The following is a 23,125-nucleotide window of genomic DNA, read 5'->3' on the forward strand; positions in this document are numbered from 1 at the left end:
CCGATGCGCGTGGCGCTGATCGACTACGGCAGCGGCAACCTGCATTCGGCGGCCAAGGCCGTGGCGCTGGCCGGGCGCGATCTTGGCGCAACTGTGGCGGTGACCGCCGATCCGGTCGAGGTTGCAGGCGCCGACCGCATCGTGCTGCCGGGGGACGGGGCGTTCCCCGCCTGCCGCGCCGCCTTTGACGCGGTGCCGGGGCTGGCCGAGGCGCTTGAGGGCGCCGTGATCCGCCGCGGCGTGCCGTTTCTGGGCATCTGCGTGGGGATGCAGATGCTGGCCGACGAGGGGCTGGAATATCGCCCCACCCCCGGTTTCGGCTGGATCCATGGCCGGGTCGAGCGCATCACCCCCGCCGACCCCGCGTTGAAGGTTCCGCATATGGGCTGGAACGCGCTGCGGCTCCATCACCCGCATCCGGTGCTGGCAGGGGTGGCGCAGGGGGCGCACGCTTATTTCGTCCACAGCTGGCAGTTCAATGTTGCGCGGGCGCAGGATCTGGTGGCCTCGGTCGATCACGGCGGGCCGGTCACGGCGGTGGTGGCGCGCGACAATATCGTGGGGTTGCAGTTTCACCCCGAAAAATCCGGGGCGCTTGGGTTGCGGATCCTGCGCAATTTTCTGGGCTGGGCGGGGTGAAAGGGGGGGCTTTGCCCCCGGCCTGCGGCCACTGCCGTGGCCTTGCTTGCTGAAAACAGTCCACCGGACTGTTTTCCGGGCGCTCGCAAGCCCCCAGGATATTTCTCGACAGAAGATCGGACGCACCGAGGATCGGACGCTGGGTCTGCGTCAGGGCTGGGGGCGCTGGTCCTGCGGCAGGGCGCGGCGGACGGTGTCGATGCCGTCGGGTTCGGTGGGCGGGCCGAAGCGGTCGAGCATCCGGGTCAGGATCTGGTTGCGCGACTGCCGGTAAAGCCCCAGCTTTTCCGTGCGCGATTCGGCCAGCCCCGTGGGGTCCATGATCGGCCAGTATTCCACGTCGAGATGGCTGTGCCGGGTCAGCTCCAGCGCCTGATGCTTGCTGGCCGGCGACAATGCCACCACCAGATCGAACTGCCCCAGGTCGTCGCCCCAGTCGCGCATGTCGTCAAAACTGCGAGTGCGGTGGCGCGACAGCTCGATCCCCAATTCCTGGCAGACGGCGATGGTGAAGCCGTCGATTTCCATGTCGTTGTGCACACCCGCCGACTGCACATAGGCGCTGCGCCCGTAAAGCTTTTTCATCAGCCCCTCGGCCATGGGCGAGCGGATGGCGTTGTGGTCGCAGCAGAACAGCACCGACCCGGGAAAGCTGGCCGGAATGGTCTTGCCGGGCAGCATCCGGGTCAGTCCGATACCAGCGCGCAGAGCAGGGTGAAAAGCCGGCGCGAGGTGTCGATGTCGATCTCGGCCTTGCCTTCCAGCCGTTCCTGCAACGTCCTTGCGCCTTCGTTGTGGATGCCGCGCCGCGCCATGTCGATGGCCTCGATCTGGGCCGGGGGCAGGCGTTTCACCGCGTCGAAATAGCTTTGACAGATCTGGAAATAATCCTTGACCACCTGCCGGAACGGACCCATCGACAGGTGGAACTCGGCCACTTTTTCGCCCAGTTCCGAGCTGAGGTCGAACACCAGCCGCCGGTCGCGCACCGCCAGTTGCAGCGCATAGGGACCGGTCGGCGCGGCGTTGCCGGCGCGTCCGGGCAGGGCCAGGCTGTTGTCCTCGAGCAGGTCGAAGATGGCGACGCGGCGTTCCTGCTCCATCTCGGGGGTGGGCGGGGGCAGGGCGGAATCGTCGATCTCGACCCGGACAAGACGATCGGTGGACATCTTCGCTGTTCCTGTTCTGGCCGGACCACAGCCGGCGTGGGTCAAGATTCCCGCAAGCGGGCGATCATTCAAGCGTCAAAACCGTCTTTGCCGCGGTTGAGCGATTCCAGCCGCGCCTCGATCGAGCGGGCGTGCGCGGACAGCCCTTCGGACAGCGCCAGCCGCACCGCGGCCGGGCCGATGGCGGCAAGCGCGCCGGGCGACAGCGCCGAGACGGTGCTGCGCTTGACGAAATCCATCACCGACAGCCCCGACGAGAACCGCGCCGAGCGTGCCGTGGGCAGCACATGGTTCGGCCCCGAGACGTAATCGCCCGCGGCCTCGGGCGTCCACGCGCCAAGGAAGATCGCGCCGGCGTGGCGGACCTGTGCCGCCAGCGCGGCGGGATCGTCCACGCACAGCTCCAGATGCTCGGGGGCGATGCGGTCGGACAGCGCCGCGGCCTCGGACAGGTCGCGGGTCAGGATGATGGTGCCGTGGTCGCGCCAGCTGGCCCCGGCGATTGCGGCGCGGGGCAGGGTGGGCAGGATACGGTCCACCGCCTCGGCGACCGCCTCGGCCAGCGCCGGGTCGGGGGTGATCAGGATCGCCTGCGCGTCGGCGTCGTGTTCGGCCTGCGCCAGCAGGTCCAGCGCCAGCCAGTCGGGGTTCTGCGCGCCCGCGGCGATGATCAGCACCTCGGACGGGCCGGCGATGCTGTCGATGCCGACGCGACCGAACACCTGCCGCTTGGCCGCCGCCACATAGGCGTTGCCGGGGCCGGTGATCTTGTCCACCGCCCGGATGGATTGGGTGCCGTAAGCCAGCGCCGCGATGGCCTGCGCGCCGCCGATGCGCCAGATTTCGTCCACGCCGGCGATGCGGCAGGCCAGCAGCACCAGCGGGTTGATCTCTCCGCCCGGCGTCGGCACGCAGACCGCCAGCCGTTCCACCCCGGCCACGCGGGCGGGAATCGCGTTCATCAGCACCGAGGACGGATAGCTGGCCTGCCCCCCCGGCACATACAGCCCTGCGGCCGAAACCGGAGTCCAGCGCCAGCCCAGCGTGGCGCCGGTGTCATCCGTCCATTCCGCATCCTGCGGCAACTGGCGTTGGTGATAGGCGCGGATGCGGGCGGCGGCGAGTTCCAGCGCCTGGCGGTCATCCGCCGAGACCTGCGCGCAGGCGGCGTCGATTTCCGCGGCGGAAAACCGCAGCCCGGCGGTGGTCAGGTCGTTGTGGTCAAAGCGGTTGGTCAGTTCGACCAGCGCCGCATCGCCACGGGCGCGGACATCGGCGATGATCGTGGCCACCACCTGCCCGACATCGGCGGAATCCTCGCGCTTGGCGGACAGCATGGCGGCAAAGCCGCGCTCGAAATCCGGGTCGGCGGTGTTCAGCGTGACGGGCATGGTGCGGGTTTCCGAAAACTGGGGCGGTTGGGCGCTGTTACCCTGCGGCCCCCTGTTGCTCAAGCAGCCAGACGGGGGGCGAGGTCCAGCGCCAGCTCGATTTCGTCCAGCCCCAGCGGGTTGCGCAGGGGCGGCGTGGCGGTCGGCGCAAAGCCCAGCCGGCGGTAAAAGCGCAGCGCGCGCAGGTTGGTCGCGACCACATCCAGCTGGATGCGGTGGTGCCCCTGCGCCGCAGCCTGCGCGATCAACTGGCGCACCAGCGGCGCGGCCAGTCCCGCGCCGCGTGCCGAGGGCTGCGCATAGACGCCCATCAGCGTTGCGGTGTCGGGGGAATCAAGGGCCTCCCACCGTCCGACGGCCAGCGGCTGCCCCTGCGCCCAGCCGGCGGCCCAGCAATCCGCCCGCTCCAGCACGGCGCGGAAATCACATTCGGGACGGTCGATCCATTCCGCCCAGTCGCTGGCGAACAGCCCCTGCAATTCCGCCAGCGCGCCCCGCATGATGCGGTGCCAGGGGCCGGCGTCGGCCGGGGTCAGCCGCCACAGCAGCAGCCTAGGGTTCATGCCGGGGCAGATCCGCCGAGGCGGCGCGATGCGGCCGCGCCACGTCGCGCAGATCGACCGACAGGCATTCCGCGTCGATCACCACCGAGCCGTCGCCGGCGAATGCCAGCACCAGCCGCCCGGTGCCGTCCTCGCCCGGCTGCCAGTCCAGCGACAGCAGCGACAGCACCGTTTCGGGGTCGCCGCGGTCGATGCCGTCATGGCGCACCCGCAGCACATCCGAGATCACCAAGAGCGCCCGCACCCGTTCATATGGGCGCGATTCGAGGCGGGCGGAATCGGCGTCTTCCCACCGGAAACGGTTCAGCAGCAGGCTGAAGCGGCGCGATTTCGGGTCATAGCCCATGTCGGCGACGCTGAGCACCGCATCCTGCGCCAGCGCGGCCAGCACGGCCAGATCGTCCCCGTCCTCGGCCCTGATCGCCAGCGCCGCATCCGGCCCCGCATCTGCAAAACGCGCGTCATTCACCATGGGCAGGCTGCTCCTTGATGCGTTCGATATCTGCGCCGACACCGCGCAGCTTGCGCACGACCTTCTCATAGCCGCGGTCGAGATGGTAGACGCGGCTGACGATGGTTTCGCCCTCGGCCGCAAGCCCCGCAAGGATCAGGCTGACGCTGGCGCGCAGGTCGGTGGCCATCACCGGGGCGCCGCGCAGCCTGTCCACGCCGGTGACGCGGGCGTGGCCGCCGTGAACCTCGATCCGGGCGCCCATCCGCGCCAGTTCCGGCGCGTGCATGAAGCGGTTTTCAAAGATGGTTTCTTCCAGCTCGCTGACGCCATCGGCAGTGCAAAGCAGCGCCATCATCTGCGCCTGAAGGTCGGTGGGAAAACCCGGAAAGGGCTCGGTCACCACGTTCACCGCATTCACCCGGCCGTTCTTGCGCGAAACGGTCAGGCCGCGGTCGGATTCGGTGACGCTGATCCCGGCCTGATCCAGCGTTTCGCAAAAGGATTCCACCAGCTCGATGCGGCCGCCCAGACAGGTGACCTCGCCGCCGCAGATGGCGGGGGCCAGCATATAGGTGCCCAGCTCGATCCGGTCGGTGACCACCGGGTGGGTGGCGCCCGACAGCCGGTCGACGCCCTGAATGGTGATGGTGCCCGTGCCCTCGCCCTCGATCTGGGCGCCCATGCGGCGCAGGCAGCGGGCAAGGTCGACGATCTCCGGCTCGCGCGCGGCGTTTTTCAGCACGGTGGTGCCGCGGGCCAGCGTCGCGGCAAGCAGCGCGTTTTCCGTGGCCCCGACCGAGACCAGCGGAAACTCGATCACCGCACCGCGCAGGCCGCCCATCGGCGCCTTTGCGTGCACATAGCCGTCGCGCAGGTCCAGCTCCGCGCCCATCGCTTCCAGCGCGCGCAGATGCAGGTCCACCGGCCGCGCCCCGATCGCGCAGCCCCCGGGCAGCGAGACGATCGCCTGCCCGTCGCGCGCCAGCATCGGTCCCAGCACCAGAATCGAGGCCCGCATCTTGCGCACGATGTCGTAATCGGCGCGGTGGCTGCTGAGCGCGTGGCTGGACAGCGCCAGCACCCGGCCGTCCTGCAAATCCGCGACCTCGGCACCGAGAGAGCGCAGCAGCTCGGTCATGGTGCGGATGTCCGACAGCCGGGGCGCGTTGGTCAGGGTCAGCGGCTCGTCGGTCAGCAGGGTTGCGGGCATCAGCGTCAGGCAGGCGTTCTTTGCGCCCGCGATCTCGATCTCGCCGTTCAGCGGACCGTTGCCGCGCACCAGAATCGTATCCATCAGTCCTCGCTATCGCCCCGGGGTTCATCCCCTGGAATCGTTATGTTGCTGCCCGCCGTCACGCCGCCGCCGCCATTGCCGCCCGCCCCCTCGGCCCGGCTGCGCGCCTGCGCCTTGCGCCGCGCCAGGTTTTCGCGCAGCGCGAGCGCCTGCCGCGCGGCGCGGTCGTCGGCGCCGGTCTTGCGGCCGGTCTTGTCGGGGTGACGGTCCTTGTTCATCCGACCCAATTAATCGCCCCGCCCGCCCAGGTCCAGCCGCCGGCGCGCAGCTGCGGACAGAGAAACCTGGATTTCCGCCCATACCCCCTTGCACCCCTGCGCGCTTGCGTCTAAATCGCCCCGCACGGTCCCAGACGGACCGACCGGCGCTGTGGTAGCTCAGTGGTAGAGCACTCCCTTGGTAAGGGAGAGGTCGTGAGTTCAATCCTCACTCACAGCACCATCCTCCCCGATTCCGGACCCTGCCTGCGCGGACCCGCTGTCGTCCGGCTGCGATTCCATTTGCAGCGCCGCGCGGGCGATCAGCGAGACGCCCCGGGCGATGCGGTCCTCGGGGATCGAGGAATAGCCCAGCCGGAAATACGGGCACGGCCGGGGCGGGCGTTCGAAAAACGCCGCGCCCGGCTCGATCAGCACGCTGTCGCGTTGCAGGCGCAGCCCCAGCGCGTCGCTGTCGATCCCGTTCAGCGCCCGCACCCAGATGCTGGACCCGCCCTGCCGTGCGGCGCCGGCGATGCACAGATGCGGGACGTCCTGAAACGCCTCGACCAGCGCGGCGCGGCGCTGGCGAAAGACCTGCCGCAGCCGGACGATATGGGCGTCGTAATGGCCATAGGCCAGGAAATGCGCGGCAACGCGCTGCAAATGGCCGGGAACATGGCGCAGCATGATCGTGCGCAGCTCGCGGGCCTGGGCGATCAGCGGGGCGGGACCGACCATGTAGCCGATGCGCAGCCCCGGAAACAGCGACTTGGAAAAACTGCCGACATAGATCACCCGCCCGTCGCCATCCAGCGACTTCAGCGCCGGCTCGGGCGGGGCCAGATAGGACATCTCGAATTCGTAATCATCCTCGACGATCAGGAAATCACGCTCGGCCGCAAGGCGCAGCAGCTCGCGGCGCTGGGCCAGAGGCATGGTCACGCCGGTGGGGATGTTGTGGCTGGGGGTCACCATGACCAGCCGCGCCTCGGCCGGGATCTCTGACGGCTCAAGCCCGTGGGCCCGGATCGGCTGGAAATGCACCGGGCAGCCGGTGTGGCGCAGGATCTCGGCGAAATCGGGATAGCCGGGTTCCTCCATCACCGCCGGCCGCGCGGGACCGGCCAGCAGCTGCGCCAGCATGTAGAGCGCATTCTGGGCGCCGACGGTGATCAGCACGTTTTCCGGCTGCGCCATGATCCCGCGGCGGGGCAGGGTGTTGGCGCAGATGAAATCCACCAGCAGCGGGTCGTCCTGGCCGTATTGATCCGCGGCCAGATTGCCGAAATCGCGGCGCGAGGTGGACTGGCGCATGCATTCGCGCCACGCATTCAGATCGAACAGCGCCGGGTCCGCCTGCCCGTAGATGAACGAATAGCGATATTCCTGCCAGTTGGCAGGCTTGCGGATGACGCGGCGGCGGCGCGGGGCATCGCGCAGCCAGTCGTCCCAGTCCACGTTGCAGCGGCCCTGTCCCGGTTCGGGCTGGCGCAGCCGGCGGTGCGGCACGCTGTCGGCAACGACATGGCCCGACCGGGCGCGCGGCTCGACATAGCCGCCGGCGGTCAGTTCCTGATAGACCAGCGTCACCGTCAGCCGCGAGATGCCCAGATGCCGCGACAGCTGCCGGGTCGAGGGCAGATGCGTCCCCGGCGGATAGCGGCGGTCGAGGATCAGCCGCACCAGCGCCGCCGACAGCTGCCCCTGTAACGTCGCGGCGGCGGATTTTTGCAGATAGACCGATTCGGGCGGGATGCGGTGGCTCTGGACCATGTGGCTGCTGCGTCTTTCCCCTTGCTGCTGCTGCGCCCGGATGCGGGTTTTCGCCGCGACCCCGGCAACTGGACATATCGTTTGCATCAACTGGCGATATGCGCGGCTGCGTCAAGATGTCATCCCTGCGTCACGACCGGCCAGGGGAGTGGCCGGCATGGGAGGTAACATGACCTATCTGTCGAAAACGATGCGCGGCGCAGCCGTTGCGGCGCTGCTGGCGACGCTGACCGCCGCCCCGGCCGTGGCGACCGAATTCAAGGTGGCTGTCGGCGACGGCGCCGGCGGCACGCAAGAGGCGCTGGGCAAGACCTTTGCCGCGGCCCTGGCGGAAAAATCCGGCGGCAAGCACAGTGCGCGGCTGTTCCTGAACGGCCAGCTCGGCGACGAGCAGGACACCGTCGGCGCCGCCGCGACCGGCACGCTGGATTTCTCGATCCTTGCGATCAACAACATCACGCCGTTCTCGCCCGAGGTCGGCTCGCTGACCCTGCCTTATGTGATCCTGTCGCTTGAGGATGCGGAAAAGGTCACCCAGGGCCCGATCGGCCAGCGGCTGGTGGACAAGACCATCGAGAACGCCGGCGTCCGCATCATCGGCTGGGCCTATTCCGGCTTTCGGGTGCTGACCAATTCCTCGCAACCGGTGTCCACCGTGGCCGATCTTCAGGGGCTGGTGATCCGGGTTCCGAAGAACGAGATCATGATCGAGACCTACAAGTCCTGGGGCATCAGCCCCACGCCGATGGCATGGTCCGAAACCTTCGCCGCGTTGCAGCAAAAAGTCGTCCACGGGCAGGACAACCCGTATATGACCGTCAACGCGATGAAGTTCTACGAAGTCCAGAAATACATCACCGACCTGCGCCACATCTTTTCGATCGAGCCGCTGATCGTCAGCGAACAGCTGTTCCAGTCGCTGTCGCCCGAGGAACAGCAGCAGGTGCTGGATGCCGGGCACGAAGCGACGCTGGCCTCGGCCGAGTTCCTGCGCAACGAAGAGGCCCGGATCCGCGAAGAGCTGGTCGCCCGCGGCATGGAAATCACCGAACCCGCCGACGGCGAGAAAGAGTTCATGGACCGCGCCATCGCCGGCGTCTGGCCCAAGTTCTACGACAGCGTGGGCGGCAAGGACGAGGTCAACGCCGTCATGGCCGAACTGGGCCGGCCGGCGGTCGAATGACCCCGCGGGCGTTTCGCCGCTGATCGCGGGCGCCCCATGCGGCGCCTGCTGATTTTCCAACCGACCGACCCCTTCCCGGAGGCCGAACGATGACTGCTGCCCTGTGGCAACATCTCGACAAGCTGGAAAGCTATATCTGCCGGATCCTCCTGGCCGTGTTCGTGACGCTGCTGTTCGTGCAGATCGTCGCGCGTCAGGTGTTCGGGTTCTCGATCACCTGGATCGAGGAATTCTCGGTGATCCTGTTCGTCTGGTTCGCCTATTTCGGCGCCAGCTATGCCGCGCGCATGGCGGCCCACAACCGCGTCACCTTTCATATCAGGATGATGCCCCGCCAGCTGGGCCGGATGGTCGAGGCGGTGGGCGACCTGTTCTGGGTGATGTTCAATGTCATCTTCATCTTTTACGCGATCCGCTACATCGGCGCGCTGAAGCCCTTTGTTAAGGCGCAGACGCTGGGCTGGCCGATGAAATGGCTGATGGCGCCGATGGTCGTCGCCTTTGTGCTGATGACGCTGCGCATCCTGCAAGTGAATTATCTCAAGCTGGTTCTGGGCGTCGACCCGCGCGACCCCGACGAGGTCGAGATCGAGCTTGCCCAGCAGGAACTGCCCGAGCGGGGGAAATTCTGAATGGATAACGCAATCATTCTGGTCCTGTTCGGGACGTTCGGGTTCCTGCTGGTGCTGGGCGCGCCGATCTCGGTCGGGCTTGGGGTCTCGGCGCTGGCGGCGATGTGGTATCTGGGCGACAACCCGATCAAGATGGTCCAGATGGCCTGGTCCTCGGTGGGTTCGTTCCCGCTGATGGCGCTGCCGGCCTTTATCCTGGCGGGCGCGCTGATGGAGGCCGCGGGCGTCAGCCGCCGCCTGATCAACGTCGCCGAAAGCCTGGCCGGCCCCTTTACCGGTGGAATTTCCGCGGCGACGGTGCTGGCTTGCGTGTTCTTCGGCGCGATTTCCGGCTCGGGCCCGGCTACCACCGCCGCGGTCGGGATGCTGATGATCCCGGCGATGGTGCGCGCGGGCTACGACCGGTCCTATGCGGCCTCGGTCACGGCGGCGGCCGGCGGGCTGGGCATCGTCATCCCGCCTTCGATCCCGATGGTCATCTTTGGCATCTCGGCGATGGGCTTGCAGGCCCCGCCCGACGCGGTCGAGAAATTCGGCCAGTTCCAGACCGTATCCATCTCGAAACTGTTCATCGCCGGTTTCCTGCCCGGTTTCGTGATGGCCGGATCGCTGATGCTGGCCAATTACATCCGCTGCCGGCGGCTGGGCTATCACGGAGGCGCCGAGCCGCTGTCGGCCCGCGCGATCCTGCGCACGCTCTATCAGGGCTTCTGGTCGATCCTGGCGCCGCTGGTGATCCTGGGCGGCATCTACGGCGGGTTCTTTACGCCCACCGAGGCCGCGATCGTCGCGATCTTCTATACGCTGTTCGTCGGCATCTTCATCTACCGCGAGGTCAATCTCAAGGAAATCGTGGTCGCGCTTGAGGCCACGACCTGGCTGACCGGGCGGGTGCTGCTGGTGCTGTTCACCGCCACGATCTTTGGCCGCATCCTGGTGGAAAACCAGATCCCTGCGCATCTGGCCAACAGCCTGCTGTCGCTGATCGACAGCGTGCCGGTGATCTGGGCGATCCTGATCGTCTTTCTGCTGGTGGTGGGGATGTTCATGGAAACCCTGGCCGCGATCATGATCCTCGTGCCGGTGATGGTGCCCGTCGCCTATTCCGTCGGCATCGACCCGATCCATTTCGGCATCGTGATGATCTGTTCGCTGTCGGTCGGCTTTGTCACCCCGCCGCTGGGCGAGAATCTGTTCATCGCCTCGGGCATCTCGAAAATCGACATCGAAAAGATCGCGGTCCGCGCGCTGCCCTTCATCCTCGCCCTCGTGCTGGCCATCGCGGTGATCGCGGCCGTGCCCGGGATCTCGCTGTGGCTGCCCCGCGCGATGGGCTATTGACCGGAGTTTCCCATGATCGAGATCAGGCCGATCAAGACCCTGCTCTATGCCACGGACCTGTCCGAGGGCGCGATCTACGCCCTGCGCTACGCGGTGCGGATGGCCGAGCAGCTGGACGGCAGGCTGCATGTCGTCCACGCGCTGCGGCCGCTGTCGCAAGAGGCGCGGATCACCCTGCGCACCTATGTCACCGACCCCGAGATGCGCGATGCCGCGGTGCGCGACCGCCTGGCCACCGCCCGCGAGGTGATGGCCGAGCGCCAGCGCAGCTTCTGGGACGAGACCGACCCGCAGAAGGTCGCGCGCCGCGACCGCATCGCCTCGATCGAGATCATCGAGGGCCAGCCGGCCGAGGTGATCCTGACCCATGCCTCGGCGCTCGGCGCCGACATGATCCTGATGGGCAGCCACGAACACGGGCTGGTCCACACTTTCCTGGGAACAGTGGCGATGCGGGTCATGCGCCGCGCGCACATCCCGACCCTGATCATCCCCTATCCCGATGCTTCCGAAAGGCCGAACCGATGACCAAGACCCTGACCGCCGACGACCTCAAGGCGACTTTCGATGCCTTCAACCGACATGACATCGACGGCGTGATGACCCATTTCGACGAGGATTGCGTGTTCTATACCGTCGCCGGCGACGCGGAACACGGCACCGAGATCCGCGGCCGCGACGCCATTGCCCGCGCCTTTGAGGGCGTCTGGACCACCATGCCGGACGTGCAATGGGCCGACCACGAACATTTCATGTCGCAGGACGGCAGCCGCGGCGTCAGCCAGTGGACCTTTCGCGCCACCAACCCCGACGGCACCCGCACCGAGGTGCAGGGCGCCGATCTGTTTCGCATCCGCGACGGCCGGATCGTCGAGAAACAGGCGATCCGCAAGCAACGCCCGCCGGTGGCTGCTGCCGCCGGCACCGCCGCCACCGCCAACCCGGCCAGGTAGGACACCCACGACCATGCTGGAAACACCCAAGCGCGGCAACGCCGGATATGATCCGCTGTATGACCCGATGACCGCCCGCACCCTTGGCCGGGGCAGCGACTATGCCCCGACCTACTGGATCGGTACCGCCGGCGCCGCTCCGCCCGACGACGGCCCCGTGACCGGCGATTTCGACGTGGAATGCGCGGTCATCGGCTCGGGCTATACCGGGCTGAACTGTGCCATGGCGCTGACCCGCGACCTGGGCATCGAGACCGTGGTGCTGGAAGCGCATGGCACCGCCTATGGCTGTTCGACCCGCAATGGCGGGCAGGCGCAGTTTTCCGCCGGCCGGCTCAAGCGCAGCCAGTGGATCGACCGCTGGGGGCTGGACGTGGCCCGGCGCCTGCACGGCGAGATGCTTGAGGCATTCGACTATTGGCGCGCCCAGATCCGCGACCATTCCATCGACTGCGAGCCGCAGGACGGCGGGCATTACTATATCGCGCACAAGCGCTCGGTGATGCCGGGGCTGGAGGCCGAGGCGGCGCTGCTGCGCGACAGGTTCGGCTATGGCGCCCGCATGATGACGCGCGACGAGCTGCACGAGCAGGTGGTCCGCGACCACGAGGCCCAGGGCGCGATGTTCGAGCCCGACGGGGTGGGGGTCCATGCGGCCAAGCTGGCCTTTGGCTATTGCCGGGTCGCGCGCGAGAACGGCGCCCGCGTCCATGTCGACAGCCCCGTGGACGGCTGGGAATACCGCAACGGCGTCCACCACCTGCGCACCCCGGGCGGCACGGTGCGGGCGCGCCGGGTCGCGGTGGCGACCGCCGGCTATGCGCCGCGCAGCCTGCACGCCCGGCTGCGCGACCGGCTGCTGCCGATCATGTCGAACAGCGTGGTGACGCGGGTGCTGACCCAGGCCGAGCTGGCCGAGATCGGGGCGCAGGTGCATTCGCCGCTGACCGACACGCGCACGCTGCGCCATTACTATCGGCTGCTGCCCGACAACCGGTTGCAGATCGGCTCGCGCGCGGCGATCACCGGCCGCGACGCCGCCAACCCCCGGCACCTCGCCAGCCTGCGCGAGGGCATGGCCCGCAAGTTCCCCGTCCTGCGCGGGGTCGAGCTGGACTACAGCTGGTGGGGCTGGGTCGATGTCAGCCACGACATGATGCCCCGCATCACCGGGCTGCGCGACCTGCCGGGCGCCTATTACGCGCTGGGCTACGGCGGCAACGGCGTCATGTATTCCGCCATGGCCGGCCGCCGCATGGCGCAGCTGGTCGCCGGGCAACCCGTCCCCGACCTGCCCATCTTCGGCACCGAGCTGAAGCACGAGGGCTGGAAAACCCCGTTCCGCCGGCTCGGCCAGTGGGGCCTTTATCAACTCTATCACTTCCGCGACGAGCGCCAGTAAGGAGAAATGACCATGAAAATGACGACCGAAGAGGCATTCGTCAAAGTCCTCCAGATGCACGGCATCGAACATGCCTTCGGGATCATCGGATCGGCGATGATGCCGGTCAGCGACCTGTTCCCCAAGGCCGGCATCACGTTCTGGGATTGCGCCCATGAAACCAACGCCGGGCTGATGGCGGACGGGTTCACGCGCTCGACCGGCAAGATGTCGATGGCGATCGCGCAGAACGGCCCCGGCGTGACCGGCTTCGTCACTCCGATCAAGACCGCCTACTGGAACCACACGCCCCTGCTGCTGGTGACGCCGCAGGCGGCGAACCGCACCATCGGCCAGGGCGGTTTCCAGGAGATGGAGCAGATGCGCCTGTTCGCGGATGCCGTCTGCTATCAGGAAGAGGTGCGCGACGCCTCGCGCATCCCCGAGGTGCTGAACCGGGTCATCATGCAGGCGTGGCGCAACTCGGCCCCCGCGCAGATCAACATCCCTCGCGATTTCTGGACGCAGGTGATCGATGTGGAACTGCCGCAGGTGGTGGCGTTCGAGCGGCCCTCGGGCGGCGAGACCGCGATTGCCGAGGCCGCGAAGCTGCTGTCCGAGGCGAAATTCCCGGTGATCCTGTCGGGCGCGGGGGTGGTGCTGGCGGGGGCGATCCCCGATCTCGTCAAGCTGGCCGAGCGTCTGGATGCGCCGGTCTGTTCCAACTATCAGCACAATGACAGCTTTCCCGGCGGCCACCCGCTGGCGGCTGGTCCGCTGGGCTACAACGGATCAAAGGCCGCGATGGAGCTGATCTCGCAGGCCGATGTGGTGCTGGCGCTGGGGACGCGGCTCAACCCGTTCTCGACCCTGCCGGGCTACGGGATCGACTATTGGCCCAAGGACGCCAAGGTGATCCAGGTGGACATCAACGCCGACCGCATCGGGCTGACCAAGAAGGTGACGGTGGGCATCCAGGGCGATGCGGGCAAGGTCGCGCGCGGCATTCTGGCCGGTCTGGCGCCGGATGCGGGGGACTCGGGGCGCCAGCAGCGCCGCGACCTGATCGCGCAGACCCGTTCGCGCTGGGCGCAGGAGCTGTCCAGTCTGGACCACGAGCAGGACGATCCCGGCACCGAATGGAACGCCGATGCCCGCAGCCGCGACGCCGATCTGATGTCGCCACGTCAGGCGTGGCGCGCGATCATGCAGGCGGTGCCGGCGGATGCCATCGTCAGCTCGGACATCGGCAACAACTGCGCCATCGGCAACGCCTATCCCAGCTTTGAGCAGGGGCGGAAATATCTGGCGCCGGGGCTGTTCGGCCCCTGCGGCTACGGGTTCCCCGCGATTCTGGGCGCCAAGGTCGGCAACCCCGACACGCCGGTGATCGGCTTTGCCGGCGACGGTGCCTTCGGGATTTCCATGAACGAGATGACCGCCTGCGGCCGCGAGGACTGGCCGGCGATCACCATGGTGATCTTTCGCAACTACCAGTGGGGCGCGGAAAAGCGCAACACGACGCTGTGGTATGACAACAACTTTGTCGGGACCGAGCTGGACCGCGACACCTCCTATGCCGGGATCGCGCGGGCCTGCGGGCTGGAAGGCGTGGTCGTGCGCAGCCCCGAGCAGCTGACCGACGAGCTGCACAAGGCGGTCGAGCGGCAGATGGCCGAGGGGCGCACCACCTTTATCGAGGTGCTGCTGAACCAGGAGCTGGGCGAGCCCTTCCGTCGCGACGCGATGAAGAAACCCGTCGTCGTGGCCGGCGTCGACAAGGCCGACATGCGCCCGCAGCAAGGCGCGGTCTGAGCCGCGGCGGGGGTAGGGCGGGCCGGCCACGGCCGGACCCGCGCCCGCCCCGCGACCCGGCCTGCATCGGCTTTCGCCGGGCGGCCAAGGCTGCCTGACCATGGGCGCATCATTTTCCGGCAGGGCCGCGCAGGCCCCGCCCTTTTCCCCGGCCGCGCGCATGTCGTGGCCGGGGATCGGAACTGCACAGCCGAAAGACCCTCATCGTGGCCAGCCAATATCTTTCCCCGGGCTTTCTGTCCGACAATTTCCCCGGTTTTGCCGTGTCGGCGCTGGTCGCGGCGACGGCGCAATTCCTGTCGGAGCATTACGGCGCCCCGGCGATGCTGCTGGCGTTGCTGCTGGGGCTGGCGCTGAATTTCCTGGCCGACGACGGCACCCGCACCGCGCCGGGCATCGGCCTTACCGCCCGCACGGTGCTGCGGCTGGGGGTGGCGCTGCTGGGGGCGCGGATTTCCGTGGACATGCTGGCGGCGCTGGGCTGGCCGCTGATCCTGCTGGTGGTGGCGGGCGTCGTCGCCACCATCCTGTTTGCGCTGCTGGCGGCGCGGCTGGTCGGGCGGCGCTGGCGCTTTGCGCTGCTGACCGGGGGGTCGGTGGCGATCTGCGGCGCCTCGGCCGCCATGGCCATCGCCGCGGTGCTGCCCCGCCATGAGCGATCGGAACGCGACCTCGTGTTCACCGTGCTGGCGGTGACGGTGCTGTCCACGGTGGCGATGGTGATCTATCCGCTGCTGTCGGGCTGGTTCGGCTATGACGAACGCACCGCCGGGGTGTTTCTGGGCGGCACCATCCATGATGTCGCGCAGGTCGTCGGCGCGGGGTTTTCCATCGGCCCCGAAGCGGGCGAGACCGCCACGCTGGTCAAGCTGATCCGGGTGTCGATGCTGGCGCCGGTGGTGCTGGTGTTTTCGCTGGTGATCCGCGCCCGGGGACTGGCCGACAGCAGCGCCGGCGGCCGCCCGCCGCTGCTGCCGGGGTTCGTGCTGGGGTTCCTGGCGCTGGCCACGCTGAATTCGCTGGGGCTGATCCCGCCGGCGGTGTCCGCCGCGGCGGGGGCGTTTTCGCGCTGGTGCCTGCTGATCGCGATCGCCGCGGTCGGCATCAAGACCTCGCTCAGAAAGATGCTCGAGGTCGGCGGCGGTGCCATCGCGCTGATCGTCGCGGAAACGGTGTTCCTGGGCGGCTTCGTCCTTGTCGGCCTTCATCTCATCGGGTGAGCATATGAAACCTCTCGACCGTATCCTCGAAACTGCCGCGGCGCTGGACCGCCATATCGTGCTGCCCGAAGGCGACGACCCCCGCGTGCGCGAGGCCGCGACCGAGATCACCCGCCGCGGGCTGGCCCGCATCACCCTGATGACCGCCGCGTCGCTGCCGGGGGTGGCCTGCATCGACCCCGCGGCCGCGCCCGAACTTGAGATGCTGGCCGCGGAATATCACCGGCTGCGCGCCAGCCGCGGCGTCACCCCCGAACAGGCGCACGCGATCATGGCGCAGCCGATCCCGCAGGCGGCGATGCGGGTGCGGCTGGGGCTGGCCGACGGCACCGTCGGCGGCGCCGTCGCCACCACCGCCGACACGGTGCGCGCGGCGTTGCAGATCATCGGGCGGGCGCCGGATGCGCGCATCGTGTCCAGTTTTTTCCTGATGCTGTCCTGTGCGCCGGGGGCGCCGCTCAAGGGCGGGATGATCTTTGCCGATTGCGGGCTGATCATCCAGCCCTCGGCCGAAGAGCTGGCCGACATCGCCATCGCCTCGGCCGCATCCTGCGCGCAGCTGCTGCAAGAGACCCCGCGCGTGGCGCTGCTGTCGTTTTCGACCGCGGGTTCGGCGGAACATGAAAGCCTGGCCCGTATCCGCGCCGCGCTACAGATCGTGCGCGACCGTGCGCCCGGGTTGCAGGTCGACGGCGAATTGCAGTTCGACGCGGCGCTGGACGATTCGGTGCGCGCGAAAAAGGCGCCGGACAGCCCGCTGGACGGGCCGGCAAACGTGTTCGTGTTCCCCGACCTCGCCTCGGGGAATATCGGCTACAAGATCGCCCAGAGGCTCAGCGGCATTTCCGCCATCGGCCCGATCCTGCAAGGGCTGGCGCGCCCCGCCAACGATCTGTCGCGGGGCTGTTCGGTCGAGGACATCGTGTCCGCGGTCGCCGTCACCGCCGTGCAGGCCCGCAGCGACTGAGAGAGCGACTGGGGGGGGGGGCGACTGAGGGGGCGGCGGCTGCGGGCGGGCGCTGCGCTTGCGTCGGGGCGGCGTCGGGGCCACATAGGGGACATGAGCATCCCGCCGCGCTTTCCCGTCTCGCCCGAACAGATCGACCGCGTGGTCGCCGTATTCTATGCCGCCGTGCGCCGGCACGAGGTGCTGGGACCGGTGTTTGCCAATCACGTCGGCGACTGGCCGGAACATGAGGCCAGGATCGCGGCCTTTTGGCGCAATGCGATCCTGTTCCAGCGGGTCTATGACGGTAATCCGATGCGGGTGCATCGCGCTGCGGGCGATGTCCGGCCCGAGCATTTCCGCGACTGGCTGGCGCTGTTCGATGCCACGCTGCTGCGGGTGCTGCCCGACGAGACCGCGCAGGCATGGTCGGCGCTGGCGCATCGGATCGGCGCCGGGCTGCGGATGGGGGTCGAGGATCTGCACGCGCCGCCCGGGCCGCCGGTCCTGCGGTAAAGTGGGCAGGGGGCGCTGCCCCCGTCCCGTGCCGGGACTCCCCCGGGATATTTGGGTGATGAAGAAGCGCTCAGCCCTGCCGGTTTTGCCAGCGCTGCTCCAGCGCCTCGATGGCGGCGATGCGGGCTTGGGTGGGCGGGTGCGAGGCCAGCCAGGCGACGGGGGCGCCGCTGCTGCCGGTCAGCTGGCCCAGCCGCGCCAGCAGCGCCTTTTGCGGCGCGGTGCCGAAGCCCGACTTGACCATCAGCGCGGCGGCGAAGGCGTCGGCCTCATATTCGTCGTTGCGCGACAGGCGGGCGGCCAGCGCCGAGGCGACCAGCATTGCCAGCCATGGGCCGACGATGGGGATGAAGCGGCCAAACGTCCCCGCCAGCACCGTGCGCACCAAGTTCTGGCCGGCGAAATCCATCATCCGCCGCCGGGCGTGGCCGTGGGTGACGTGGCCCAGCTCATGCGCGATGACCGAGGCGAGTTCGGCCTCGGTGACCTTGCCGGCGTCGAGCTGGTCCAGAAAGCCGCGGGTCAGGAACACCCTGCCATCCGGTGCGGCCAGCCCGTTCACCGGCGCGATTTCATAGACATTGGCCCGGACCGGACCCAGCCCCATCGCCCGTCCCAGCCGGTCCAGCGCCGAGGCCAGCCGCGGGTCGTTCAGCGGCGTCGAGTTCTGCGTCAGCTGCTGGCGCAGCCGCCACGCCGAAAACAGCCACATGGCCACGGCGTAAACCACGACAAGGATAAGCGGCAGCAGTTTCATGCCGGCAATCTGGGCACTGGCCGCCGCGGGATCAAGCGGATCTGCACGGCACCCGCGCGGCCTGTGACGGCATGTGGCTTTCGAGGAACCGGGCGATTATCGGGATAAAGACGGCAGGGCACCGGGATCAACCAGAAATTTCCCGGGCCGGCTTTCGGGGGTCGGCGCCCATGGCGGTGCGGTTCTTGCCCTGGAAAAGCTTTCCGAAAAAGCGCGTCGAGCCCGTCCCCGGCTGCATCGCGTCCAGCGCTGCCGTCAACCCCACCCGTGGCAGCGCCGCGAATCGAGGAACGCGCGAAAGACCGCCCTAGACCCGCAGCCAGCGGTCGATCAGGATGGTCGCGAACAACCCCAGCACCGCAAAGGCGATCGCATGGGCTGCGGCATATTGCAGCCGGTCCTTGCGGTTGCCGCCGGCCTTTCGCGCGCGCATGTCGCCCAGAATGGCCCCCAGCACGAAGGCTGCGATGATGATCATGGGCCTTCTCCCGCTGGCTGTCCAAAGGATCAGCCGCTGGCTTAGGCGAATCGGCGCGGGGTGACAAGCAAGCGGCTGCGGCGCGGCGCCGATGCGCCCTTGATCCGATCCGGCCGGCCTATTAGGTTGAGATCAACACGATTTCGGAGGGCGTTGCAGATGGCGCCCAGGCGTCCCGCGGGTGCGGACGCAATCCCGGCCGCAAAGGCCCTGCCTGCCGACACCCGCAAGCCCGGCGACGGCGCGCTTTATGCCGCCCTCGATCTGGGCACGAACAGTTGCCGGATGCTGATCGCCCGCCCCTCGGGTGGTCAGTTTCAGGTGATCGACAGCTTCTCGAAGCCGGTCCAGCTGGGGCTTGGCCTTGAGGCATCCGGGCGGCTTTCGCGGCAATCCATGTCGCGGACGGTGCATGCCTTGCAGGTATGCCGGCGCAAGCTTGAACAGCACGGCGTGCGACGAATGCGGCTGGTCGCGACCGAAGCCTGCCGCCGCGCCCGCAACAGCCGCGATTTCATGCGGCTGATCCGGCGCGAGACCGGGTTGCCGCTAGAGGTGATCGCCGCCGAGGAAGAGGCCCGGTTGGCCGTGATTTCCTGCGCGCCGCTGGTCAATGTGCAGACTGAACAGCTGCTGGTCGTCGATATCGGCGGCGGCTCGACCGAGCTGGTCTGGATCGACCTGCGCGAGGTCGAGCCGGCGCAGCGCTCGCGCGCGATCATGCGGCTGACCAACGGTTTTCCCGATGGCGCGGCGGGTTCGGCGCGGGTGGTGGACTGGATCAGCGTGCCGCTGGGCGTCGCCACGCTGCGCGACCAGTTCGCCGATGTCAGCGACGACCCCGCCCGATTCGCGCTGATGAGCTGGCAGTTCGAACAGATGCTGGAAGATTTCGCCCCCTATATCACCGGGGTGCGCGCCGACGATGCGTTTCAGATCATCGGCACCTCGGGGACGGTGACCACCGTGGCGGCCAGCCACCTGGGGTTGAAACGCTATGACCGCACCAAGGTGGACGGGCTGTCCATGACCTCGGCCGAGATCGACCGGGTGATCCATAATTATCTGGCGCTGGGCCCCGAGGGGCGGCGCGCCGACCCCCGTATCGGCCGCGAGCGTCACGCCCTGATCATGTCCGGCGCCGCGATCTTGCAGACGCTGATGCGGGTCTGGCCGACCAGCCGCCTGTCGGTGGCCGACCGCGGCCTGCGCGAGGGGCTGCTTTATTCGCAAATGGTGCGCGACGGGGTATTGGCCTCGGACGGGCTGATGGGAGTGGCGTGATGACGGCGGGTTCGGGTGGTGCGGCAGGCGGGCGCGGCGGGGCCGGCAGCCGGGCGGGCAGGGGCAGTTCGGGTCGCGGGCAGCGCGACCTGCGGGTGCGGGTCAAGACCGCCAAGGGGCGCAAGATTTCATCGACCCTGTGGCTGGAACGGCAGCTGAACGACCCCTATGTGGTGCGCGCAAAACGCGAGGGTTACCGCGGCCGCGCTGCCTACAAGATCTTGGAACTAGACGATAAATACCGCTTTCTGAAACCCGGCGCCCGCGTCGTGGATCTGGGCTGTGCGCCCGGCGGCTGGTGTCAGGTGGCGGTGGCGCGGGTGAACGCGCTGGGCGAGACGCGCGGCAAGCCGCAGGGGCGGGTGCTGGGCGTTGACCTGCAAGAGGTCGAGCCGATCCCGGGGGCCGAGATCTACCAGCTCGACTTTCTGTCCGATGATGCGGATGCGCAGGTCAAGGAATGGCTGGGCGGCCGCGCCGATTTGGTGATGTCGGACATGGCGGCATCCGCGTCGGGGCACAAGGCGACGGACCACCTGCGCATCGTGGCGCTGGTCGAGGCTGCGGCAGAATTCGCCTTCGACGTGCTGGAACCCGGCGGCAGCTTTGTCGCCAAGGTGCTGGCCGGAGGGGCCGAGCAGGGGCTGCTGACCATCCTCAAGCGCAATTTCACCACGGTCGCCAACGTCAAACCGCCCGCAAGCCGACAGGATTCGTCCGAGAAATTCGTCGTGGCGCTGGGGTTCCGGGGGCGGCAGGCCCGGGATGAAAGCGGGGACGACGGCGACCCCCACGCCTGAGATGCAGGACATTCGCCCGGCCCCATAGCGCGTCAACGTGTCTCGCCCGGCTGCGCCCAGCCCCTGCGGCTGGGCGTGCGTGGTGCCGGACCGGCCGCGCGTGATGAAGGTTTTGTCGTTCGCCGTGCCGCCGGCCAAGGGGGATCGGCAGGGAAAGAGCCGCGGCCAATTTGCCGTCTGTGCGTGGTTTCTCGGGTTGTTGGCCGCCGCCGGCCGGGGGCGGCGCGCGGGCGGGTTTCGGCTTGGGGGACAAGGCCGCGGGCCTTGCGCAGCGCCGGCAGACCCCGCCGCGGGTCAGCCGACAGCATGGCGTGATTGCTGCATCAACTGCCGGTAATTTTCGGGGGTGCGGCCGGTGGCGGTGATAAAGCAGCGGATCAGATGGGCGGTGCCGGAAAATCCCAGCTCGATCGCGATGTCGCCAAGGCTGCGGGCGGTGCAGCGCAGCTGGGCCGCCGCGCGCTCGATGCGCAGCTCGTAAAGCAGCGCCAGCGCCGAACAGCCGCGATGGCACCGGCAGGCCGAGTCCAGCGCCGCCGCGCTGACCCCCAGCGCCTCGGCCAGATCGGCGAGCGTGCGGCCCCGGCCCAGTTCGCGGCCGGCCAGTTCGATATATGCGGCGACCAGCGGGCGGTTGTCCCCGCCCCGCGGCGACGGCGGTTCGGCGACAAGCCGCGGCGGGCTGTGCGTCGGCGAAACCATGCGCTGCAACGAGCCGGCGATCAGCCCCAGCCGCAAGCCCGTGGCGACGCCGGCCGGGTCGTCCAGCCGCTGCGCCAGCGCGTGCAGATCGGTCGACAGCACCGCACCTGTCGCTGAACCCGCGGGTTCGGATCCGGCCACGATCCGCTGCGGCAGCGGCAGATCCAGCCTCTCGCCCAGATCGCGAGGCATCAGCAGCACCTGACCGGCGACGCCCGGCTGCGGCTCGGCGGCAAAGGCGGTCCCGGCGGGGATAAAGACCACGCTATCCGGCCCGTGATCGACCGCACCCCCCGGCAGGATGATCCGGACCACGCCGGCGGTGACGCGGATCAGACAGTGGTCGCCGCGGGTGCGGCTGCGACTGCTGCGGGCGGGGCCGGTCGGTCCGCCCCATGTGAAACTGTCCAGAGGCAGCAGCCGCAGCCCGTTGTCCGGCAACGGCGGCCGCCCCGCATAGGGCCGCAGCGGAGCCGTTGCCCGCGCCAGGTTCGCGGGATCCGGCAAGACGGCGGCATCCTGCTGAATCGGCGCGGTGGGCCTGTGCTGCTGGTCTGGAATGGGTGCGTGAGCGAACATCGACTGGCCTGACTGACTCGCCCTGTCATAAAAGACAAAACTCTAATAAATGTTTAACAGCCCCGAGGAAAAACAAAAGCCGTCAAGCGGCGGAATTGGCAGTAAATGTCAGACCGCGACGGGGGTCCAGTCGCGCATCCGGTTGCGAAACCAGATGCGCTGCGACTTGGCGTATTGCCGCGTCGCGATCACTGCCCGTTCGCGCGCCTCGGCCAGGGTCAGGCGGCCGGACAGATGCTCGGCCAGCTCGGCCGCGCCGATCGCGCGGGCCCATTGCGTGCGGGGATCCCAGCGGGGCAGCATGGCGCGCACCTCGTCCAGCGCGCCCTCGTCCAGCATCGCGTCAAAGCGGCGGGCGATGCGGTCGGCCAGCAGGTCGCGGTCCATCTGCAACACGAAACGCTGCGCCTGTTCGGGCGCGACCAGCGGCGGCGGAGTGTCGGCCTGCCAGTCGGCCAGCCCGCGGCCGGTGGCGGTCAGAACCTCCCACGCGCGCTGGACGCGGGCGGGGTTGCGCAGGTCCAGCCCCGCGCGCGTGCGCGGATCCAGCGCGGCGATCATGCTGGTCAGCCCGCCGTCGCGCGCCAGCCAGGCGTCGCCCTGCGCCCGGATCTCTGCCGGGACGGGGGGAATCACCGCCAGCCCCCGGGTCAGCGCCGACAGATACAACCCGGTGCCGCCAGCGATCACCAGCCCGCGGCCGCTGTCCAGCAGCGCGGCCACCTCGGCCAGCCAGTCGCCCACCGAATAGCTGCGCCCCGGCTCGACATGGCCATAAAGCAGATGCGGCGCCGCGGCCTCGTCCCGGACCGAGGGGCGGGCGGTCAGCACCCGCCAGCACGACCAGACCTGCAACGCATCGGCATTGACCACCGCGCGCCCGGTTTCCTGCGCGATCCGCAACGCCAGCGCCGATTTTCCCGCGGCGGTCGGCCCCGCGATCAGAACCGGCCGGGCCGGCGTGATCCCTGCCAGCAGCCCGGCCAGCGCCTGAGGCGTCGTCGCGTCGATGGTGTCGGACCCGGTGTTGATCATGCGCCCTATCTGGGCCATTT

The 23,125-nt window shown here is 68.6% G+C and carries 25 protein-coding genes and 1 tRNA gene; 14 read left to right on the plus strand and 12 right to left on the minus strand.

Annotation, left to right across the window (positions count from 1 at the left end; all coding sequences use genetic code 11):
- Window positions 1-3 precede the first annotated feature (3 nt).
- Window positions 4-639: an imidazole glycerol phosphate synthase subunit HisH gene (gene hisH / locus BLW83_RS04530; protein WP_090846090.1), complete on the plus strand. Its 636-nt coding sequence runs from the start codon at window positions 4-6 to the stop codon at window positions 637-639.
- 150 nt (window positions 640-789) lie between these two features.
- Here the strand turns inward: hisH and BLW83_RS04535 are convergent, their stop codons facing one another.
- The 7 genes from BLW83_RS04535 to BLW83_RS04565 all read right to left on the minus strand — a co-directional run bounded on the left by BLW83_RS04535 (window position 790) and on the right by BLW83_RS04565 (window position 5,728).
- Window positions 790-1,320, minus strand: a complete 531-nt coding sequence (locus BLW83_RS04535; protein ID WP_090846093.1) for an arsenate-mycothiol transferase ArsC — start codon at window positions 1,318-1,320, stop codon at window positions 790-792.
- 5 nt (window positions 1,321-1,325) lie between these two features.
- Complete coding sequence (locus BLW83_RS04540; RefSeq protein ID WP_090846095.1) at window positions 1,326-1,808, minus strand: UPF0262 family protein; 483 nt, start codon at window positions 1,806-1,808, stop codon at window positions 1,326-1,328.
- Between the two features lie 68 nt (window positions 1,809-1,876).
- Window positions 1,877-3,199 (minus strand): histidinol dehydrogenase, encoded by a 1,323-nt coding sequence (gene hisD, locus BLW83_RS04545; protein WP_090846099.1) that lies wholly within the window; start codon window positions 3,197-3,199, stop codon window positions 1,877-1,879.
- A gap of 59 nt (window positions 3,200-3,258) precedes the next feature.
- Window positions 3,259-3,762, minus strand: coding sequence for a GNAT family N-acetyltransferase (locus BLW83_RS04550; RefSeq protein WP_090846101.1), 504 nt, complete (start codon window positions 3,760-3,762; stop codon window positions 3,259-3,261).
- Complete coding sequence (locus BLW83_RS04555) at window positions 3,752-4,234, minus strand: DUF2948 family protein (protein WP_425433935.1); 483 nt, start codon at window positions 4,232-4,234, stop codon at window positions 3,752-3,754. The genes BLW83_RS04550 and BLW83_RS04555 overlap by 11 nt, the downstream gene beginning before the upstream one ends.
- On the minus strand, window positions 4,224-5,510 hold the full coding sequence (gene murA, locus BLW83_RS04560; protein WP_090846103.1) for a UDP-N-acetylglucosamine 1-carboxyvinyltransferase: 1,287 nt from the start codon (window positions 5,508-5,510) through the stop codon (window positions 4,224-4,226). Before murA ends, BLW83_RS04555 begins: the two co-directional genes overlap by 11 nt.
- Entirely contained in the window at window positions 5,510-5,728 is a 219-nt protein-coding gene (locus BLW83_RS04565) for a hypothetical protein (RefSeq protein ID WP_090846105.1), read from the minus strand. Before BLW83_RS04565 ends, murA begins: the two co-directional genes overlap by 1 nt.
- Window positions 5,729-5,876: 148 nt before the next feature.
- Between BLW83_RS04565 and BLW83_RS04570 the strand changes: the two genes are divergently transcribed.
- Window positions 5,877-5,951 (plus strand) — tRNA-Thr (locus BLW83_RS04570).
- Here BLW83_RS04570 and pdxR read toward each other — a convergent pair.
- Window positions 5,930-7,483, minus strand: coding sequence for a MocR-like pyridoxine biosynthesis transcription factor PdxR (pdxR, locus tag BLW83_RS04575; protein WP_090846107.1), 1,554 nt, complete (start codon window positions 7,481-7,483; stop codon window positions 5,930-5,932). The two genes, BLW83_RS04570 and pdxR, sit on opposite strands and share 22 nt — an antisense overlap.
- Window positions 7,484-7,652: 169 nt before the next feature.
- Here pdxR and BLW83_RS04580 point away from each other — a divergent pair, with 169 nt between their 5' ends.
- From BLW83_RS04580 to BLW83_RS04625, 10 genes are all read left to right on the plus strand, one after another.
- Window positions 7,653-8,666, plus strand: a complete 1,014-nt coding sequence (locus BLW83_RS04580; RefSeq protein ID WP_090846109.1) for a TRAP transporter substrate-binding protein — start codon at window positions 7,653-7,655, stop codon at window positions 8,664-8,666.
- Between the two features lie 89 nt (window positions 8,667-8,755).
- Window positions 8,756-9,298, plus strand: a complete 543-nt coding sequence (locus BLW83_RS04585; RefSeq protein ID WP_090846111.1) for a TRAP transporter small permease — start codon at window positions 8,756-8,758, stop codon at window positions 9,296-9,298.
- Complete coding sequence (locus BLW83_RS04590) at window positions 9,299-10,639, plus strand: TRAP transporter large permease (protein ID WP_090846113.1); 1,341 nt, start codon at window positions 9,299-9,301, stop codon at window positions 10,637-10,639.
- Between the two features lie 12 nt (window positions 10,640-10,651).
- The gene (locus BLW83_RS04595; protein ID WP_090846115.1) at window positions 10,652-11,167 is read left to right on the plus strand and encodes a universal stress protein; all 516 of its coding nucleotides are present in this window, start codon (window positions 10,652-10,654) and stop codon (window positions 11,165-11,167) included.
- Window positions 11,164-11,592: a nuclear transport factor 2 family protein gene (locus BLW83_RS04600; protein WP_090846117.1), complete on the plus strand. Its 429-nt coding sequence runs from the start codon at window positions 11,164-11,166 to the stop codon at window positions 11,590-11,592. Before BLW83_RS04595 ends, BLW83_RS04600 begins: the two co-directional genes overlap by 4 nt.
- A 13-nt stretch (window positions 11,593-11,605) precedes the next feature.
- On the plus strand, window positions 11,606-12,994 hold the full coding sequence (locus BLW83_RS04605) for an NAD(P)/FAD-dependent oxidoreductase (RefSeq protein ID WP_090846118.1): 1,389 nt from the start codon (window positions 11,606-11,608) through the stop codon (window positions 12,992-12,994).
- A gap of 12 nt (window positions 12,995-13,006) precedes the next feature.
- Window positions 13,007-14,788: a sulfoacetaldehyde acetyltransferase gene (gene xsc / locus BLW83_RS04610; RefSeq protein ID WP_090846120.1), complete on the plus strand. Its 1,782-nt coding sequence runs from the start codon at window positions 13,007-13,009 to the stop codon at window positions 14,786-14,788.
- 206 nt (window positions 14,789-14,994) lie between these two features.
- Complete coding sequence (locus BLW83_RS04615; RefSeq protein ID WP_245728637.1) at window positions 14,995-16,008, plus strand: YeiH family protein; 1,014 nt, start codon at window positions 14,995-14,997, stop codon at window positions 16,006-16,008.
- A 4-nt stretch (window positions 16,009-16,012) separates the two neighbouring features.
- Complete coding sequence (gene pta / locus BLW83_RS04620) at window positions 16,013-16,975, plus strand: phosphate acetyltransferase (RefSeq protein ID WP_090846136.1); 963 nt, start codon at window positions 16,013-16,015, stop codon at window positions 16,973-16,975.
- 93 nt (window positions 16,976-17,068) lie between these two features.
- Window positions 17,069-17,470, plus strand: a complete 402-nt coding sequence (locus BLW83_RS04625; protein WP_090846138.1) for a group III truncated hemoglobin — start codon at window positions 17,069-17,071, stop codon at window positions 17,468-17,470.
- 70 nt (window positions 17,471-17,540) lie between these two features.
- Here the strand turns inward: BLW83_RS04625 and BLW83_RS04630 are convergent, their stop codons facing one another.
- Both BLW83_RS04630 and BLW83_RS15670 read right to left on the minus strand, forming a co-directional pair.
- A complete protein-coding gene (locus BLW83_RS04630) occupies window positions 17,541-18,227 on the minus strand; it encodes a M48 family metallopeptidase (protein ID WP_090846140.1) in 687 nt (228 codons plus the stop codon).
- Between the two features lie 307 nt (window positions 18,228-18,534).
- A complete protein-coding gene (locus BLW83_RS15670; RefSeq protein WP_177172492.1) occupies window positions 18,535-18,705 on the minus strand; it encodes a hypothetical protein in 171 nt (56 codons plus the stop codon).
- Between the two features lie 159 nt (window positions 18,706-18,864).
- Here BLW83_RS15670 and BLW83_RS04635 point away from each other — a divergent pair, with 159 nt between their 5' ends.
- Both BLW83_RS04635 and BLW83_RS04640 read left to right on the plus strand, forming a co-directional pair.
- Window positions 18,865-19,989 carry a Ppx/GppA phosphatase family protein gene (locus BLW83_RS04635; protein ID WP_090846142.1) on the plus strand — a complete coding sequence of 375 codons (1,125 nt, stop codon included), beginning with the start codon at window positions 18,865-18,867 and terminating at the stop codon, window positions 19,987-19,989.
- On the plus strand, window positions 19,989-20,789 hold the full coding sequence (locus tag BLW83_RS04640; RefSeq protein WP_090846144.1) for an RlmE family RNA methyltransferase: 801 nt from the start codon (window positions 19,989-19,991) through the stop codon (window positions 20,787-20,789). Before BLW83_RS04635 ends, BLW83_RS04640 begins: the two co-directional genes overlap by 1 nt.
- A 294-nt stretch (window positions 20,790-21,083) precedes the next feature.
- Here the strand turns inward: BLW83_RS04640 and BLW83_RS04645 are convergent, their stop codons facing one another.
- Together BLW83_RS04645 and miaA are read right to left on the minus strand one after the other, a co-directional pair.
- Window positions 21,084-21,998: a helix-turn-helix domain-containing protein gene (locus BLW83_RS04645; RefSeq protein ID WP_218139082.1), complete on the minus strand. Its 915-nt coding sequence runs from the start codon at window positions 21,996-21,998 to the stop codon at window positions 21,084-21,086.
- A gap of 180 nt (window positions 21,999-22,178) precedes the next feature.
- Complete coding sequence (miaA, locus tag BLW83_RS04650) at window positions 22,179-23,123, minus strand: tRNA (adenosine(37)-N6)-dimethylallyltransferase MiaA (RefSeq protein WP_177172493.1); 945 nt, start codon at window positions 23,121-23,123, stop codon at window positions 22,179-22,181.
- Between the last annotated feature and the right edge of the window lie 2 nt (window positions 23,124-23,125).

It is taken from the genome of Paracoccus alkenifer (assembly GCF_900108405.1).
Classification (GTDB): domain Bacteria; phylum Pseudomonadota; class Alphaproteobacteria; order Rhodobacterales; family Rhodobacteraceae; genus Paracoccus; species Paracoccus alkenifer.

Excerpts from the sequence above, each read along its gene's own strand:
- BLW83_RS04630 (WP_090846140.1), bottom strand. The coding sequence starts at position 18,227 with ATGAAACTGCTGCCGCTTATCCTTGTCGTGGTTTACGCCGTGGCCATG.
- xsc (WP_090846120.1), top strand. The coding sequence starts at position 13,007 with ATGAAAATGACGACCGAAGAGGCATTCGTCAAAGTCCTCCAGATGCAC.
- BLW83_RS04540 (WP_090846095.1), bottom strand. The coding sequence starts at position 1,808 with ATGTCCACCGATCGTCTTGTCCGGGTCGAGATCGACGATTCCGCCCTG.
- murA (WP_090846103.1), bottom strand. The coding sequence starts at position 5,510 with ATGGATACGATTCTGGTGCGCGGCAACGGTCCGCTGAACGGCGAGATC.
- BLW83_RS04595 (WP_090846115.1), top strand. The coding sequence starts at position 10,652 with ATGATCGAGATCAGGCCGATCAAGACCCTGCTCTATGCCACGGACCTG.
- BLW83_RS04625 (WP_090846138.1), top strand. The coding sequence starts at position 17,069 with ATGAGCATCCCGCCGCGCTTTCCCGTCTCGCCCGAACAGATCGACCGC.
- pdxR (WP_090846107.1), bottom strand. The coding sequence starts at position 7,483 with ATGGTCCAGAGCCACCGCATCCCGCCCGAATCGGTCTATCTGCAAAAA.
- BLW83_RS04590 (WP_090846113.1), top strand. The coding sequence starts at position 9,299 with ATGGATAACGCAATCATTCTGGTCCTGTTCGGGACGTTCGGGTTCCTG.
- hisD (WP_090846099.1), bottom strand. The coding sequence starts at position 3,199 with ATGCCCGTCACGCTGAACACCGCCGACCCGGATTTCGAGCGCGGCTTT.
- BLW83_RS04565 (WP_090846105.1), bottom strand. The coding sequence starts at position 5,728 with ATGAACAAGGACCGTCACCCCGACAAGACCGGCCGCAAGACCGGCGCC.
- miaA (WP_177172493.1), bottom strand. The coding sequence starts at position 23,123 with ATGGCCCAGATAGGGCGCATGATCAACACCGGGTCCGACACCATCGAC.
- BLW83_RS04555 (WP_425433935.1), bottom strand. The coding sequence starts at position 4,234 with ATGGTGAATGACGCGCGTTTTGCAGATGCGGGGCCGGATGCGGCGCTG.
- BLW83_RS04550 (WP_090846101.1), bottom strand. The coding sequence starts at position 3,762 with ATGAACCCTAGGCTGCTGCTGTGGCGGCTGACCCCGGCCGACGCCGGC.
- BLW83_RS04605 (WP_090846118.1), top strand. The coding sequence starts at position 11,606 with ATGCTGGAAACACCCAAGCGCGGCAACGCCGGATATGATCCGCTGTAT.
- BLW83_RS15670 (WP_177172492.1), bottom strand. The coding sequence starts at position 18,705 with ATGATCATCATCGCAGCCTTCGTGCTGGGGGCCATTCTGGGCGACATG.
- pta (WP_090846136.1), top strand. The coding sequence starts at position 16,013 with ATGAAACCTCTCGACCGTATCCTCGAAACTGCCGCGGCGCTGGACCGC.
- BLW83_RS04585 (WP_090846111.1), top strand. The coding sequence starts at position 8,756 with ATGACTGCTGCCCTGTGGCAACATCTCGACAAGCTGGAAAGCTATATC.
- BLW83_RS04640 (WP_090846144.1), top strand. The coding sequence starts at position 19,989 with ATGACGGCGGGTTCGGGTGGTGCGGCAGGCGGGCGCGGCGGGGCCGGC.
- BLW83_RS04635 (WP_090846142.1), top strand. The coding sequence starts at position 18,865 with ATGGCGCCCAGGCGTCCCGCGGGTGCGGACGCAATCCCGGCCGCAAAG.
- BLW83_RS04580 (WP_090846109.1), top strand. The coding sequence starts at position 7,653 with ATGACCTATCTGTCGAAAACGATGCGCGGCGCAGCCGTTGCGGCGCTG.
- BLW83_RS04600 (WP_090846117.1), top strand. The coding sequence starts at position 11,164 with ATGACCAAGACCCTGACCGCCGACGACCTCAAGGCGACTTTCGATGCC.
- hisH (WP_090846090.1), top strand. The coding sequence starts at position 4 with ATGCGCGTGGCGCTGATCGACTACGGCAGCGGCAACCTGCATTCGGCG.
- BLW83_RS04535 (WP_090846093.1), bottom strand. The coding sequence starts at position 1,320 with ATGCTGCCCGGCAAGACCATTCCGGCCAGCTTTCCCGGGTCGGTGCTG.